At 41.8% G+C, this 17,240-nt stretch carries 12 protein-coding genes, 3 tRNA genes and 1 pseudogene; 3 read left to right on the plus strand and 13 right to left on the minus strand.

What is annotated here, in order from left to right; translation table 11 throughout:
* Positions 1-24 precede the first annotated feature (24 nt).
* The 7 genes and pseudogenes from MMO38_RS11640 to rnr form a co-directional block, all read right to left on the minus strand.
* Positions 25-785 (minus strand): annotated as a pseudogene (locus tag MMO38_RS11640) (DUF2314 domain-containing protein).
* A gap of 74 nt (positions 786-859) precedes the next feature.
* Positions 860-1,732, minus strand: coding sequence for a DMT family transporter (locus MMO38_RS11645; RefSeq protein ID WP_241323636.1), 873 nt, complete (start codon positions 1,730-1,732; stop codon positions 860-862).
* Positions 1,733-1,792: 60 nt separating this feature from the next.
* On the minus strand, positions 1,793-2,245 hold the full coding sequence (locus MMO38_RS11650) for a hypothetical protein (protein WP_241323637.1): 453 nt from the start codon (positions 2,243-2,245) through the stop codon (positions 1,793-1,795).
* 13 nt (positions 2,246-2,258) lie between these two features.
* Positions 2,259-2,465 carry a YheV family putative metal-binding protein gene (locus MMO38_RS11655; RefSeq protein WP_004672960.1) on the minus strand — a complete coding sequence of 69 codons (207 nt, stop codon included), beginning with the start codon at positions 2,463-2,465 and terminating at the stop codon, positions 2,259-2,261.
* A gap of 38 nt (positions 2,466-2,503) precedes the next feature.
* Entirely contained in the window at positions 2,504-4,543 is a 2,040-nt protein-coding gene (locus MMO38_RS11660) for a M3 family metallopeptidase (protein ID WP_241323638.1), read from the minus strand.
* Between the two features lie 155 nt (positions 4,544-4,698).
* The gene (locus tag MMO38_RS11665) at positions 4,699-5,298 is read right to left on the minus strand and encodes a dihydrofolate reductase family protein (protein WP_241323639.1); all 600 of its coding nucleotides are present in this window, start codon (positions 5,296-5,298) and stop codon (positions 4,699-4,701) included.
* Positions 5,299-5,319: 21 nt separating this feature from the next.
* A complete protein-coding gene (gene rnr, locus MMO38_RS11670) occupies positions 5,320-7,749 on the minus strand; it encodes a ribonuclease R (RefSeq protein WP_241323640.1) in 2,430 nt (809 codons plus the stop codon).
* 258 nt (positions 7,750-8,007) lie between these two features.
* On the opposite strand from rnr, the gene MMO38_RS11675 reads away from it, so the two are divergent.
* From MMO38_RS11675 to MMO38_RS11685, 3 genes are all read left to right on the plus strand, one after another.
* Positions 8,008-8,097: transfer RNA gene (locus MMO38_RS11675), tRNA-Ser, on the plus strand.
* Between the two features lie 13 nt (positions 8,098-8,110).
* A tRNA-Arg gene (locus MMO38_RS11680) sits at positions 8,111-8,187 on the plus strand.
* Positions 8,188-8,234: 47 nt separating this feature from the next.
* Positions 8,235-8,311 (plus strand) — tRNA-Arg (locus MMO38_RS11685).
* 121 nt (positions 8,312-8,432) lie between these two features.
* Here MMO38_RS11685 and MMO38_RS11690 read toward each other — a convergent pair.
* From MMO38_RS11690 to MMO38_RS11715, 6 genes are all read right to left on the minus strand, one after another.
* Complete coding sequence (locus tag MMO38_RS11690; RefSeq protein WP_241323641.1) at positions 8,433-9,470, minus strand: AbrB family transcriptional regulator; 1,038 nt, start codon at positions 9,468-9,470, stop codon at positions 8,433-8,435.
* Between the two features lie 166 nt (positions 9,471-9,636).
* Entirely contained in the window at positions 9,637-11,133 is a 1,497-nt protein-coding gene (locus tag MMO38_RS11695; protein WP_004672953.1) for a tripartite tricarboxylate transporter permease, read from the minus strand.
* A 14-nt stretch (positions 11,134-11,147) separates the two neighbouring features.
* Positions 11,148-11,591: a tripartite tricarboxylate transporter TctB family protein gene (locus MMO38_RS11700; RefSeq protein WP_004672951.1), complete on the minus strand. Its 444-nt coding sequence runs from the start codon at positions 11,589-11,591 to the stop codon at positions 11,148-11,150.
* A gap of 101 nt (positions 11,592-11,692) precedes the next feature.
* Positions 11,693-12,688, minus strand: a complete 996-nt coding sequence (locus tag MMO38_RS11705) for a tripartite tricarboxylate transporter substrate binding protein (RefSeq protein WP_241323642.1) — start codon at positions 12,686-12,688, stop codon at positions 11,693-11,695.
* A gap of 558 nt (positions 12,689-13,246) precedes the next feature.
* Positions 13,247-14,356, minus strand: coding sequence for a porin (locus MMO38_RS11710; RefSeq protein ID WP_241323643.1), 1,110 nt, complete (start codon positions 14,354-14,356; stop codon positions 13,247-13,249).
* A gap of 589 nt (positions 14,357-14,945) precedes the next feature.
* Positions 14,946-17,234, minus strand: a complete 2,289-nt coding sequence (locus MMO38_RS11715; protein ID WP_241323645.1) for a hypothetical protein — start codon at positions 17,232-17,234, stop codon at positions 14,946-14,948.
* Positions 17,235-17,240: the final 6 nt, after the last annotated feature.

Genomic DNA, 17,240 nt, shown 5'->3' on the forward strand with positions numbered 1-17,240 from the left:
TATAATTTAGTTGCTATAGGTGGGTTAAAGCTCCTCTAATAGTTTTTTTATATGTTCCCATCCCATTTTACAAGCAAGGTCTAAGGCGGTCATTGATTGATTATTCAAAACTAATTTATCTATATCATGTTCTAGCAACGCTTGAACAAATAAAAAATTTCCTGCAATGACTTCGCGGTGTAATAGTTGATTGCCATGTTCATCTCTTTCATGAAGAACGGCTGGGTTAGTATGGATAAAGTTTAGAAAACTATCCAACATACTCTCACACATTGGATGTTCAATTAAATTTTCAGGGTGCATCTCTTGATCATAGACCAATAAGGTTTTATTAGGATTACCAAAATTTATTCCCCAAGCATTATCATATTCTTTTTGCTCAGAGTCATTTAACTGCTTACGATATTCTTGAATCGTAAAGCCTCCATGGACTTGATCTTGAGCTAAAAACATCCAGTCAACGATCGTTTCAAATGGTCGTTCTACCTTTTCACCTGCTTGTGTATTTTTGATATAGTTTGGTTGATTCATTAAATGACCAGAAATAGTATTTCCATCAAAATCAATTTGGTTTATCCACATATACTCAACTAAAGGGGAGTCGGGAAAATCAATATGCTCTTGTGTAAAGGCACATTTAACGTAAGCAAGCTCGAAAGCAGGAACTATTCTTCGATATTCCCAATAAAGTTCACGCCAAAGTATTTAAAGTTTTCTTGGGCTTTCTCGAAGGCTAAGATCATTTCAGGGGATTCATTTTCAAAAATAGTATTTCTTATATTCATTGACTTGAATTTTCCGAATTTGTATTGGTTACTAGTTTATCTAAAATAATGAAGTATTCTTAGCGATTGAGAATTCACTTCTTGTCTTTTTGTATAAATGGGCTACATAACAAAATCGCCACTAGAATAAAAGCAAACCCAATCAAACTATATATATCGGGGATTTCTTGCCAAAGAAAAAATCCCCAAATGCCAGCAAAAATGATCGCCATATAATTCACTGGCGCAATCTGACCAGCAGGTGCAAGACGATAAGCGTGTGACATAAAGATTTGGCTGGTATTGGCAAGGATACCTGCACTGATTAGGAAAAATAACTCTTTGAGGTGATATGGGCGCCAAACCCAAAACATCGGAATCACCGAGAGGAATGAACCAATCAAGCAGAAATAAAACACAATTCGTTCAGGTGGCTCTGTCCGAGTAAGTGCTCGTACGGTGACAAAAGCCAGTGCAGCAAAGAGACTTGATCCCATCCCAATCACTGCAATCCAGTTCAGCAAGCCTTGATCAGGTTTGGCAACAAAAATAACTCCAATCAATCCTAACGCTGCAGCACAAAGCATCGCTGCTGTGATTCGTTCTTTTAAAAATAACCATGCGATGAGTGGAATAAAAATGGGCGATGAATAAGTAAATACCATGGCGTTGGAGAGTTTTAGATGTGCAATGGCATAGAAAAACCCATACATAGCTGCAAGCCCGATCAAACTGCGCCATGTATGCATCCATAGTTTTTCTGTTTTTACAAAACCAAAACCTTGTTGAAAGATGAAGGGGACAAACAGAATGAGTCCAACGATGTTTCGGAAAAAGACGATTGTATAGTTATCAACGGTATGGGATGCATAGCGAATACAGATCCCCATCACCGAGAATAAAAGTGCAGAGAGCATGAGACATGCAATGGCAATGGGTACTGGATAGCGCTGACCGATACTGGACATAAAATAACAATGCTAGAAGGTGATTTACATTCTAGCAAAATGGGGATCGCGAAAACGCTTTTAAGATGATTGAGCTTGCTGAATTTGAGCCTCTAATAATTTAATTTGTTCCTCTTTCAGCCTGAGTAGAGCATCGACATCTTCATGTTGCTGTTTTAAATCTTTTTGCTGATCTTTTAATTGATGGTGAATATCATCTAATTTAGCGATTTCTTCTTTGGCTAAGCTGTCATTGGTCGGTAATGGTTCCTTTATTAATGACTCTTGTACTAATTGAATCGGTGCAGCAGCTTCGCTCTCCGTCATTGTAGTGATCTCAGAGGCAGCGCTACTTACTTCATCTGGTGAAGCAATTGTTTCCTCAGCGATAGGTTGGTCTGAGTTCGTACTGGGCTGTAGATTCTTCTGTGTCAAAAACCATTGTATTGCAAAAAACAAAACCACAATAATGCTAATGCCAGCAATGATCATCCACAATAACTTGGTGTTTTTGGTTTGGCTTGGTGACGTCATTTTTTTTAACCTTCTAGTCAAAATGACGAGGTTTGAACTGTATCACCCCAATTTCATCTGGCTCTGCGATTTCAGGTTCATCCACTTGAGTTGGCCGTTTTTCGCTATAAGCACATTCGATACATTCAATCCACTCGTCATCCACAGTAGTGATCTTAACCACACGATCTAACGCACCACATTTGGGGCATTTTGCACCCGCGATGAACTGTCTTTTCATGTCAGTTAATACCACCCTGTGAACAATAATGACGTAGTTTAAGCGGTTTTATCAGCGTTCGTCCAACCTTGATGACGCAATAATGCATCTATTTTCGGTTCTCTTTTTCGGAAATTGCGAAACGCATCAAGTGCAGTCTCTTTTCCGCCAACTGCTAGGATAAACTGTCGAAACTCTTTTCCTGTCTCGGTATTAAAAATACCTTCATTTTCGAAGCGATCAAAGGCATCACTCGCTAAAACTTCAGCCCATTTATACGAGTAATAACCTGCAGCATAGCCGCCTGCAAAAATATGGCTGAAACTGTGTTGGAAACGGTTATAGGCAACAGTTGGAACAACGGCAAATTTACTGCGAATATCATCCAAGGTATTCTGAATCTGCTGGCTGTTTAATGCAGGCGCTTGACGGTGAATAGTGAGGTCAAACAAGGCAAACTCAATTTGACGCAAGGTTTGCATTCCTGACTGGAAAAACCGTGCATTCAGTAATGCCGATAATAATTCCTGTGGCAAGGTTTGCTTGGTTTCAGTATGTTCACTGAGAACATCTAAGCTTTCGTTATCCCACGCCCAGAATTCCATAAACTGACTTGGTAACTCCACAGCGTCCCATGCGACGCCGTGTGTACCTGCAACCGAGATATTATCCACTTCTGTGAGCATGTGATGTAAGCCATGACCAAACTCATGGAATAGCGTAATCACTTCATCATGCGTGAGCAAGGCAGGCTGATCACCAATTGGTGGAGTAAAGTTACACACCATATAACAGACTGGTTTTTGTAGACCATTCGCAGTTTGTACACGAGAACGGAAACCACTCATCCAAGCACCACCACGTTTACCGTTGCGGGCATATAAGTCAAAGTAGAAACCACCAATCACTTGACCTTGATCTTCAATTTCAAAATAACGCACATCATTTTGCCAAACAGCTGCTTGGCGTTCGATGATTTGGATGTCATACAGGCGTTGCACGATCTGAAATAAACCTTGAACAACTTTTGATGCAGGGAAATACGGTTTGAGTGCTTCTTGAGATAAATTAAATTGTTGTTGTTTCAGCTTTTCAGAATAATAGGTTGCATCCCACGGTTTTAATTCATCAACGCCATCTTGTTGGGCAATGCTTTTAAGTTCGGCAATTTCAGCCAATGCAGGCGCACGTGCATGTTCAGCCAAATCAACTAAGAACTTATCGACTGTTTCAACATCAGGCGCCATTTTGCTAGCAAGTGAGTATTCTGCAAAATTATTAAAACCAAGTAATTGTGCCATTTCCTGACGCAGGCTGAGGATTTCTTCCATGACAGGCGTGTTGTCAAACTCGATTTTATCAGATTGCTCAGATGCACGTGTTACATAGGCCTTATACAACTCTTCTCTTAATGCTCGATCATCGGCATAGGTCATAATCGCGAAATAAGCAGGGAAGTCGAGTGTCGCAACCGCTTGGTCAAGCTCACGTTGTTGTCCATATTGTTTCAGTAACTCGATGCTGCTTTGTGGTAAGCCCTTTAGTTGTGATTCATTTAAAGGTTTGAAGTAAGCTTGAGTTGCATCCAGCACGTGGTTAGAGAAATCTGAAGAGAGTTGAGATAAACGTGCTGAGATTTCAGCATAGCGTTTTTTGGCTTCGCCTTCGAGTGCCACACCTGAAAGTTTAAAGTCGCGTAGCGCCAGTTTAATAGCACTTTGTTGTGCTTCGCCGAGGGTTTGGAACGCAACGCTATCATGAACCTGTTGGTAGGTTTGATAGAGCGCCGCGTGCTGTCCAAGTTGTGTGTAGTATTCGCTTAAACTCGGTAATAGCGATTGATATATCTCACGGGTTTCAGGATTGTTCATGACGGCATTGAGATGCGATAAAATGCCCCATGCTTCACTCATGTTATTTTCAAGCTGGTCAACTTCGGTCAATGTTGCCAATTGAGTTTTGGTATCTTGAGGGGCTTCATTTAGGCGATTTAAGAAGTTCTGACCATTTTGAATACTTTGTTCAATCTGTTGTTTTAAGTCGGCAAGTTGAATTTGATCAAATTGAGGAACTGGAAGCGTTGCTTGCTGTAGTGTCATTCTATTTTTGCCATATCATCTTTAAACATAGTTATAGATGTAGGGGTGATGACATCAGAAATCAAGTTGAAGGTATGATTTATTAGGCTAACTTCTGGTTTTGGCTGAGAAAAGAGGTTCAATCGCCAAACAAATTCACGCCTGGTGGTCTCTTGCTATTTTATGATGCGATATTTTATATGTGTTACCAAATCTGTGCCACTTTGCTCCAGTATTTCAAAATCTATTGGCGGTACATCGTCGAACAAACGTTGACCTTGACCGACGATGACTGGAACGATATGTAGCCATAACTCATCAATAATACCTGCTTTCAAATACTGATTAACGGTATTGGCACCACCTGCAATTGCAACATCTTTTTCACCAGCGACTGCTTTTGCTTTTTCCAGAGCACTTTGTATTCCATCAGTCACAAAATGAAAGGTCGTACCACCTTGCAAAGCTAGATCCTCCCGAGCAATGTGGGTAAGAACAAATACAGGAGCATGGTATGGCGGTTCTTCGCCCCACCAACCTGCCCATGTATTATATTCTGCACCACTTGGGCCGAACATATTACGTCCCATAATAAAAGCGCCAGCAGAGGTTAAACTGGCAATTTCATGCTTATGCTGAGCAGCTTGTTCAAACAACCATTTACACAGACTTTGATGAATATTAGGTAACTCACCGAAAGGCTTATCTTCAGTCATATTCAGGCCAGCAACGAAACCATCAACGGATATACATATACCGCATATTACTTTTCCCATACTGGCCTTCCTATTCATGATTTAAGCGTCTTGCTTTACCTTCGCATTGGACTTTTTCTTTTTCGGTTTTGCTTTCTTCTTCACCTTTTCTTTGCTTTCAGGCTTAGAAGCGCTCTTTTTGCTTGGTTTCTTTGCGTAAGGACTAGCTTTGTCCTTATTCTTCTTTTTAGCAACGGGCTTTTCACCATCTTCACTGAGTTGAGCGATGATAGGTGCTTTGCTAAATACTTCTTCAGTGGTTAGGGTTTTGTTTGAAGCAGTACGTGGTGCTTTTTGACGAATCACACGACCCAAATGTGTCAATTGCTGAATCAGTTGGAAGTCGATTTTACGTTCTTCCAAGTTCACGCCAGCGACTTTGATCTTGACTTCATCACCTAAACTAAAGGCTTGACCACGGTTTTGACCGACCAGACTTTGGCTGGCTTGATCATAGAGGAAATAATCCTCACCGAGTTGGCTGACATGGATCATACCGTCCACATACAAGTCTTTGAGGGTGACAAATAAACCAAACTCAGTCACAGCACTAATCAGACCAACAAACTCGTCACCTAAATGCTGTTGCATATAGTGGCATTTCAACCATGTGGTCACACTACGCGAAGCTTCATCGGCACGACGTTCAGTTTGAGAGAAATGCTCACCTGCATCATCCAAGGCTGCACCAGAAAGCGTGTGAGGCTTTTGTTGCAAATGCGTTTTAATGGCACGATGAAGTAATAAATCGGGGTAACGACGAATTGGTGAGGTGAAATGCGTATACGCTTCATATGCCAAACCGTAGTGACCAGAGTTTTTTGCGCCGTAATAGGCTTGCATCATCGAGCGCAATAACACCGCATGAATACTTGGTGCATCGAGTCGATCCTTGGTCGCTTCGATTACGCGTTGATAATCTGCTTGGGTCGGTTGTTCTGGGAATGGTAGACCGAGTAATTTCACAAAATCACGCACTTTTTGAATACGTGAAAATTCAGGTGCTTCATGCACACGATAGAGCATCGGAATATCATGTTCTAAAGCGTATTCTGCTGCCGCGACATTGGCGAGCAACATACATTCTTCAATCAGTTTGTGTGCAACATTGCGCGTACGTGGCAAGATTTCTTTGATGCCACCCAACTCATCAAAAGTCATGTAGGTTTCAATGGTTTCAAATTCCATTGCATGACGTTCTGCACGTAAGCCTTTTAGGGTTTGATAAAGTTGGAACAGGGTGTTCAGTGATTTATGAATGCTTTTATCTTGTGGAATCGCATCTGTTGTACCATCTAAATATTCACTGACTTGGGTATAAGTCAAACGTGCTTTGGAGTGCATTACCGCAGGGTAGAATTCGTAACCTGTCACTTTACCTGCACGAGACAGTTTTAAATCACAGACCATACATAGGCGGTCAAGATGCGGATTTAAAGAACACAGTCCATTTGACAACGCTTCAGGCAACATAGGCAAAACAAAGTGTGGGAAATAAACTGATGTCCCACGGTCTTCAGCTTCTTCATTCAAAGCTGAATCTAAACGGACATAATGACTGACATCTGCAATTGCCACCACCACACGATAGCCACCACCAGGACGTTTCTCCGCATACACGGCATCGTCAAAGTCACGCGCATCTTCACCATCAATGGTAACTAATGGCAGATCGCGCAGATCAACACGTCCTTTATGGTCTTGTGCAGACGGCTCTTTGAAGCTTTCAGCTTCTTTGATGACCGCATCTGGAAACTCGTAAGGCAATCCAAACTCTAAAATCGTTTGAGGAATAATAATTTCGGTATCAGCTTTGTCTGCCATGGATTGAATCACATGACCCGTTGCTAGCTCTTCACGCGTTGGATAGTCATCAATTGCAACACGCAACATGTCACCAACTTTTGCATTGGCATGTTCAATCAGTTCTTTTTCTAAGGTGATTGGTTGGTGCTGATTGGGATTACTGGGTTGAATAAAATATTCACCATCATGTTCAATGACTTTACCAATAATCTGTTTAACGCGGTGTTGAACTACTTCGCTAATAAAACCCCAAGCTTTGCCTTTACGATCGACGGAGGTCTGACGAACCTTGACGCGATCGCCATTAAAGACCAATCGTAATTCACGTTCAGCCAAGAGGATGTCGTTTTGCCCTGCGATATTGGCAGTACCTAGACCTTTACTATTGATATATACCGTTGCCTCATGGCTCGGGAGGTCTGTTGCTGGCTGAAATTTATAGCCATCCTTCATTAACTGACCATCACGCACCATCGCACTTAAACGATGGTTTAATGCATCAATACTTTTTTGATCTTGAAGATTAAAGCATTCGACGAGTTCTGCATGAGATTGAGCAGTTTGTAATTGTTCTAATGTGGTTAAAATAAGAGTTCGGCTCGGAATCGGGTTGTCATAACGTTCGGCTTCTGCTTTTGCTTCGGGATCGCCCCAGTTTTTAATCATATCGTTTCATTTCACATCTGGCAGATCGCTTTAGCATAAGTCATTCAAACTTCGACTGCACGTCAAAGATTGCAAGTTTCTGTTTACGCCACGGATCTTTATAAAAGAGAAGTCTATATTAACAAGCGTTGAGGCAAAAAATGCTGAAAAAATACCAAAATCGTTTAAAAAATATTTGATTGATATAAAAAAACAGAAAAAAACAGGATCTTCCCTTGTGTAAAGGAGTTTTAGTTTGTATTATTGCGCTCGTGTTACGGTGAGATGGGTGAGTGGCTGAAACCACATCCCTGCTAAGGATGCGTACGGGTAACTGTACCGAGGGTTCGAATCCCTCTCTCACCGCCATTTTTTACTTAATGCGCTCATAGCTCAGCTGGATAGAGCACTTGGCTACGAACTAAGGGGTCGGGAGTTCGAATCTCTCTGAGCGCACCAAGTAAATATTGCACAAGTAACACATGCCACATTGGCACATAAGTAATGCGCTCATAGCTCAGCTGGATAGAGCACTTGGCTACGAACTAAGGGGTCGGGAGTTCGAATCTCTCTGAGCGCACCAACTTAATGAAAAACACCGCTTAATTGCGGTTTTTTTGTGCCCGAATTTTCTGAGCAAATACTTTTGAACTAAACGGTGATCAACAATAAATGTCGTCTGATTTTTTAAAAGATGATTTCTTTCATTTCTTTTGCAGCACTTTTTCAAAGAAAAGGTATAAATAGCCTACAGTTCCCAATACGCCAACCATACGCACCACATGAAATGCAGTCACCAAAGGCACACCTAGTTGTAATACATTTGCGGTAATGGTCATTTCAGCGACACCACCGGGTGCGAGACCTAAGCCAAGTGTCGGTAGAGGAATATCTGTCCATCGCATTAGGAGGTATGCAACTAAGCCTGTGAGTACCAATGCGCCAAGATTACAGAGCGCGACAATACTCAGATAGTGTGGCGCGGTTTTAAAAAATCCAGCTTTAAATTTATTGCCAAGTGACCAGCCGAGTAAAACTTGTCCCAAGTGTACAATGGGATCTGGTATAGCTGAGAGGTGGATATTTTGTGCGGTAAAAAAAATAGCAATCAGTAATGCGCCAAAGGTCCACGGGTTGGGGAGTTTGTAGTGCTGGAAAATACGACTGGCGAGATAAGATAAGATCACCAAAAGGACCAAACCAAACCAATTCATTTCCATATTACGGTCGATGTGATGGTCATCAAAGCCATGCCATCCCATAAACTGATAGGAGAACGGGACAATCACCACCACTATGAGTACGCGTAACGTATGTGCTGATGCAACTTTGTCTACTTTGGCTTGGTAGTGTTCTGCTAAATGTGACATTTCATTTGCCCCGCCAATCGCGGAAGCAAACCAAGCTGTTTTAAAATCGACTTTGCCCCAACGTTGTAAGATGACAGCACCAATCCCACCTAATATTAACGCGAACAGTAGACCTATCAATAATGCGAGCCAATTTTTTGCAATCAGATGCAGCATTTCGGGCGTGAAATACAAACCTAAAGTCAGTCCGATAATGGATAAACCGATACTGCGTGCAGCACTGTGGCATTCGATTGGGGCGTGATTAATTTTCAGTAATGCGGTAATAAACAGTGATCCCAGTAGCCAAGGGATGGGCAAGTGCAACCACTGTGCAAGGTGAGCACCAAGAAAGGCGATGGCTAGACTCAAAGCATACTTTAGATATTGCATTGAATGAGATCACATAAACTAGAACAATGCGTAATCGCAGAGTAGACCAATCGTAATGAGGTAATCACGAGACTTCTTTCATCACTAGTTAAACCCTCTTTGTTCTTCCTCTATCGGGAGAAACAAAAAAGGGTTTGTAAAAGAAGTCTACGATTGGTCGGTAATATTAAATTGCTTTATGGCGATTGCGTAACCAACGAATTAACGGCAACACAATCATGATACCCGCCAACATCCATAAGGTCTTGGTAATATAGCCATCAAATAGGATGGATAGTTCACCTTGCGAAATGGAGAGTGCGCGGCGCAAGCTAGATTCCATGAGTTCACCTAACACGAACCCGAGAATGAGTGCTGATAAAGGGAAATTAAGTTTACGTAAAATATAACCAAAAATACCTAAAATCACCATGAACACAAGGTCGAAGACTGTGCTATGGATGGCATACACCCCCACGAAGCTGACTGCGGCGATGGCTGGGAGCAAAATAAAGTTTGGCACACTCAGTAACTTAGCAAAGAAGCGAACCAATGAGATGTTCATAATGAGTAGTAATACACTGACCACAAACAATGAGGCAATCAGTCCCCAAACAATTGTTGGTTGTTCGGTGAATAACTGTGGACCAGGGGTGATGTTATAAAGCGTTAAAGCACCCAACATCACTGCTGTTGTGCCTGAACCGGGTACACCTAGGGTGAGCATCGGAATAAATGAACCACATGCTGAAGCGTTATTGGCAGCTTCTGGTGCTGCAATACCACGCAAATCACCTTCACCAAATTTGCCATCTTTTCCTGCGAGTTTACGTTCGCTGGTATAAGACATTGCACTGGCGATGGTTGCACCCGCACCGGGTAAAATACCAACAATAAAGCCAAGCAAAGAACTGCGAATCGTTGTGCCTAAGGTGAACGTAAACTCTTTGAGGTTGAATAAGCTGCGCTTGCCTTGTCCTAAAGCTTTTTGTCCAACCGTTGTTTTTTCCAGCATGATTAGAATTTCGCTGATACTGAAAAAACCAATCACAATTGTTGTAAATTGTACGCCGTCGCTTAAATTGACTGAACCAAAGGTAAAACGATATACACCAGTGACAGCATCAACACCTACGGTCGCAAACAATAAACCGATCAATGCTGCAATGGCTGTTTTAATGGGTTGGTCGCCCACTAAGCCACTTAAACACGTTAGTGCGAATACCATTAAAACGAAATATTCAGCAGGCCCGAAGACAATTGCCCATTTTGCTAAAAGTGGTGCAAATAACACGATTCCCGTGATTGCGATTAAGCTGCCAATAAATGAGCTCATAGCTGAAAGTGATAGCGCAATCCCTGCCTTACCTTGTTTAGCGAGTGGATATCCATCCATCGTCGACATAATGGCGGCGGCATCACCAGGCACATTGATGAGAATCGCGGAAATACGACCTCCGTATTCACAGCCCAGATAGACCGCTGCTAATAGGATTAGCGCACTTTCAGGTGGGAGGCCCAATGCATAAGCAAACGGGAGCAGTAATGCGACACCATTGATTGGGCCGAGTCCGGGTAATAGTCCAACAATTGTTCCAATAAATGCACCGATGAGCGCGATCATTAGGTTTTGAGGTGTTAATGCGACTTGAAAGCCGTACATTAAATATTCATAAACTTCCATTTATTCTTCCTTGATTAACTAAAAAATCCCAATGGCAGCGGTACATCTAATACGTAGTCAAATAACCCGTATAAAAGACAACCAAAGACAATGCCTGAGATTAGTGATGCTTTGATGCTTCCTCCAAAAAGGGTGCCGACAAGGAAAAACATGATGGCGGTCGCAATAGGAAACCCTAAGAATTCAAAAGTTACCGCGTAAATCAGCATAAACAGCATCAATAAGCCGATTCTTTTTAGAATTGAAGGTGTGTAGCCTAAATCAATGAACTCAGCTAATTTTTGAGGTCTAAATGTTAGATAAAAACAACTTACAATCAGTAGTAATAGGAGCAGTACGGGATAGGGGCGCGGCCCTAAAGGGTCATACGCAAAAGGGGCGACATAGCCCCAAGCTAAATAAAGAAGACCTAAACTGACGAGTCCCAAAGTCCCTGAAAAAATCCTTTCTGCGGACATAAATAATTCCTTTTCTGTACTAAAATTCAGGAGCATTTCAATACTGAGTTTTTTCGCTATAGCAAAATGTGAGGATTGAAATGCTCTAATCGCTTTAAGGGTTATTTTGTAACGAGATCGAACTCTTTTGATAAATCTCTGAGTTGATTAGTTTGCTGCATGACAAATTTATCTAACTCTTCTCCAGTCATAGAAAGCGGGAGTAAATCGAATTGTTCGCGAGATTTTTCAAACTTCGGATCAAGCATCATTTTTTCAAATGATGTTTTCCACCATTGATAGGCTTCGTCACTAACTTTTGGGCCGACATAGTAGCCACGAACCACAGGCCATTGGATGTCGAAACCTTGTTCTTTTGCTGTTGGTATATCAGCCAAAGCATTTGGTAGGCGCTCAGGTGCAAATACCGCGAGTGCACGTAACTTACCTGATTTGACATGAGGAATAACTTCCGCAACACCTGCGCTAACCACTTGGATGTGGTTGCCTAAAACAGATGTGACGGCTTCACCACCGCCTTCTAACGCAATATAGGTCATTTCTTTTGGATTCACGCCAGCAGCTTTAGCGAGCATCGCGGTTTGCATCCAATCTTGACCACCAACACTACCGCCAGCGCCGAAACTTACTGATTTAGGGTTTTTCTTAAGGGCGGCAACGAGGTCATTCAGGTTTTTATAAGGAGATTCCGCATTGACTGCAACCACGCCATAGTCAGTGCCTACAATGGCTAACCAACGAACATCTTTTTCAGTATATTGACCGAATTTTCCTTGTGAGAGATTCAGTAGCGAACCTGTGGAAAAAGCCACAATAGCATTGTCATTGGCAGGGTCGTTGGCGACGATTTTATTGTATGCAACTGCACCGACACCACCAGGCATGTAGGTGACACGCATTGGGGATTTTAGTATTTCGGTTTCTTTAAAGGCATTTTGTGCCAACTTACAAGTGAGGTCAAAACCACCTCCTGGTTTTGCTGGTGCAATACATTCTGGGCGTTTAGGTTCGCCGATTTCGCCTTGTTTTTTGCTGCATGCCGTTAGACCTAATCCTAAGGTCAGTAAAGTACCAGTTAATAGAATGCCTTTTAACATTTTAAGTGTTTCTCCATAAACGGTTATATTCATATGCAAACTTTGGGTGTGCATATTTTTATATAGGCTTCGTTGCCTAGATTTTTAAAAGACGGGGGAGAGGTATTTTAAACCTTACGACACTCTCTACCACTTTTGCATAGCTTTAATTTGAATTGTGGAATCCGTTGTTTATCATAAAAAATAAACAGAAAAAGAATATCATTATCTTATCTATGGTTATGATTCATTTTTAAAATACATGCAAAGTAGTTATTTATTTTAGAAATACTAGGTGCTGCTAAATTATTATAGAGTGATATAAGTCGATGATTTTATTTTTAAATATAAGAGTGAATGTTTTTTGAAAAATGGGTGGGTGGTGATTGATATTTGAGCGATGCGTGATATGGATTTGTGATAATTGGTTGAGGATGATGAATAAGCGAAGATTAAAGCCTGCTTTATTATTAAATTTTTGTATTTGATTTATTGAAAATTATTGATGGGTTTAAATAATGAATAGGTATTAAAAAAGCCAAAACTGATACAATTTTGGCTTTTTATTCGTGGTGGAGCTTAGAACTTAAACTCTAAGCCAGTACCAACAACAGGTTGCTTATCTTTTGCATCTGCTTGTTTGAAAGTTGCATAGGCTGTATAGCCATAGGCTTTCACTTGCTTGTTAAATGAATAATCTACGCCTGCCATAATTTGCTTGGCATCATAATCGGCATCATCATTTTTAAAGCTGGTCGAATTTTGACTGTATTGTGCTTTTAGATTCCATTTCTCAAGGTTTGGGAGTCGATATTCTGCACCGACCAGCCAACCTATGGAATCATCAATATTGTTTGCGCCGGCAGTATTGCCTTTTGCTTCTTCAACCTCAGATTTTTGGATTAATGCTTTTAAAGCGAGTCCATCGATTGGTTTGATACGCCCTGTCAGACGTAAAGTGTTAGCTGCTGCAAAGACTTTATCTATGTCGGTATGTGTATCTGTTGCATTGAGGAAACCGCGTCCTAAAAAGTTGCTTGGAATCGCTTTGTCGTAGGCAATCGCTGCCAAGAAGATTGGATCTGCATAGGTGATTGATGTTGACCATGCATCACCTAAGCCCCCACCATCAACAGTTACGCCACCTTGATTGCTTTTGATCCCTTGTGCTTCACCTGTTGCAAGTAAAGCATTGAATTCAATATTGGCTTCTTTACCAACTGCAAATTTGGGGGATTCATATACCACAGTATTATTGATGCGGTTTTCACCTGGCATGATACTTGTAATGTCGGCTGTGTTGCGGACGTAGTTATTGAAGCTATCAACAGCGCTGGATAATTTTTTTAATGGTGAGTTGTTTTTACCGACTTTAAGTGTTCCGTATTTGTCATCCTTTAAGCCAACATAGCGATCACGTTGCGACCAATCGGTTCCATCCCCATCCGCATTAAATGCCCATTCGATTAGGTAAACAGCGCTGAGGCGTTCGGTTAATTTTTCTTCGCCTTTAAGTCCGAGGAATGAGCTGTTGCTGTTTACTTTCCATACATCTCGATCAGATTTGGTTGCATTGTTTTCTGGTAGGTAGTCGAGACTGGCATCGATTTCGCCATAGATCTTTGGAGCAGCGATTGCTGAGCAGGTGGTGATGCTTAATATACTGGCAATTAAAAAATTAATTTTCATTTATGTCATCCTAACAATTTAAAATTATGAATAAGCAACCGTCATCTCATTTAAATAAATGAAATATAAAATAGACCATGCTGTTTAAACGAAAATATTTATAAAGAAATCAATAAATTTAAATCCGTGTGGCATAAGTCTTGAGCTGTGTTTTCATAATTAAATACTTACACTCAAAGATTAAGTGTAGGCATCTAAGCAATCCTTCGCTAAAGAATAGATTTAATGCACGAGGCATGGCCTGTGAACTTATTCAGTGTGGATTTTATTGTATTTAAAGTGAGGTCGGCATTTAATTTTTTGATAAGGGTGATGGTGATATTTAGTTTTATGATAAAGATGTGATTTGTACCTTTATTTTGATTTTTCATTAATGTATTTTTTAATATAAATATATTAGACCTTAGTCTAGTATATTCGCTGGAATTTATCTTAAATAAGGTGTATTTATTATTAAGCATAAATTTTATTTATGACTTTTTATTAGACCTCTTTATTTAGATTTTTTGTATTTCTCCCATCTGGGGGGTGAAAAAATCTAATACAAAAAACCGCTGAAATATCAGCGGTTTTTTGTATTTAAACAGGATTAGAAAAGGTTGGTACTTTCAAATAGTTGTTCAGTGAGATTGATGTTTGAAACTGAAAGATGGTCAGTAAGGTTTGTACCTGAGCTGCTAAGAGAGAAACCTTGAGAAGACGTTGTTGCACCTAGAACAGAATCTAAGATGCTATCTACACCATTACTGCTGCTACAACCACAGTCACCGACATTAACTGAAAGTAATCCAGTTAAGTTTCCAACGATATCGCCACTGAGGATACCTGTGATTGAACCCAGAGGACCACCATCACCGCCAATACCACCGATGATGCCACCACCAAGCAGATCTTCACCAACAACATGTTGGATAATATCAGCAGCAGTTGAACCATTATTGATGAGTGTACCGATCACGCCAGTAGCATTACCCATCGCGCCACCAAAATCAGCGCCAGCTAAATCAGAGATTGCTTCAAGTGTACCGTTGACGGTATCGCGAGAAGTTTCAAAAGTGAGTGTGCCAAGATTTGCGAGATCACCAACAGGATGTTCTGCTTGAGGGAATACGCCGATGATTGTGTCAGCGACAGTATTAATGCCTGTATTGATGATTTCAGTTTTGAGGCTTTCAACGCCTTGAAGAATATCAATACCAGTTTGGATGACACCTGTTACAGGGTTATTGCCAAGATCACCACCAGCAATGCCACCAATAATACCCGTTAAGATATCGAGCGGGCTGCCACCGTCACCACCCGTAATACCACCGATAATGCCAGTGATTGGACCTAATGGACCACCATCACCGCCGCCCGTAATACCACCGATGATTCCTGTAATTGCACCTAATGGACCACCGTCACCACCAATACCACCGGTGATGCCATCAAGAATGCCACCGCCAAGTAAATCCTCACCAATAACGTGTTGGATGATATCTGCAGCAGTTGAACCATTGTTGATGAGTGTACCGATAACACCAGTAGCATTACCAAGCGCACCAGCAAAATCAGCGCCAGCTAAATCAGAGATTGCTTCAAGTGTACCGTTGACGGTATCGCGAGAAGTTTCAAAAGTGAGCGTGCCAAGATTTGCAAGATCACCGACAGGATGTTCTGCTTGAGGGAATGCTCCAATAATTGTGCCAGCAACAGTGTCGATACCTGTATTGATGATTTCAGTTTTTAGGCTTTCAACACCTTGAAGCACATCGATACCTGTTTGGATAACACCCGTTACAGGGTTGTTGCCAAGATCACCGCCAGTAATACCACCGATAATGCCAGTGATTGGACCAAGAGGACCGCCATCACCGCCACCTGTAATACCACCGATAATGCCTGTGATTGGACCTAATGGGCCACCATCACCACCGCCAGTAATACCACCGATGATTCCAGTGATTGGACCTAGTGGACCACCATCACCGCCACCTGTAATACCACCGATGATGCCTGTGATTGCACCTAGTGGACCACCATCACCGCCGCCAGTAATACCACCGATAATGCCTGTGATTGGACCTAATGGACCACCATCACCACCACCCGTAATACCACCGATAATGCCAGTGATTGGACCAAGAGGACCACCATCACCACCACCCGTAATACCACCGATAATACCTGTGATTGCACCTAATGGACCGCCGTCACCGCCAATGCCACCTGTGATGCCATCAATAATTCCACCACCAAGCAGATCTTCACCGATGACATGTTGGATAATATCAGCAGCAGTTGAACCATTATTAATGAGTGTGCCGATAACACCAGTAGCATTATTTAGAGCACCAGCAAAATCAGCGCCAGCTAAATCAGAGATTGCTTCAAGTGTACCGTTGACGGTATCGCGAGAAGTTTCAAAAGTGAGCGTGCCAAGATTTGCAAGATCACCGACAGGATGTTCTGCTTGAGGCAACGCCCCAATAATTGTGCCAGCGACAGTGTCGATACCTGTATTGATGATTTCAGTTTTGAGGCTTTCAACGCCTTGAAGAATATCAATACCGGTTTGGATGACACCCGTTACAGGGTTGTTGCCAAGATCACCACCCGTAATACCACCGATAATGCCAGTGATTGGACCTAGTGGACCACCATCACCGCCACCTGTAATACCACCGATGATGCCAGTGATTGGACCTAATGGACCACCATCACCGCCGCCAGTAATACCACCGATAATGCCAGTGATTGGACCAAGAGGACCGCCATCACCGCCACCAGTAATACCACCGATTATTCCTGTGATTGCACCTAATGGGCCACCATCACCGCCAATGCCACCTGTGATGCCATCAATAATTCCACCACCAAGCAGATCTTCACCGATGACATG

The organism is Acinetobacter sp. NIPH 1852, assembly GCF_022549455.1.
GTDB lineage: Bacteria > Pseudomonadota > Gammaproteobacteria > Pseudomonadales > Moraxellaceae > Acinetobacter.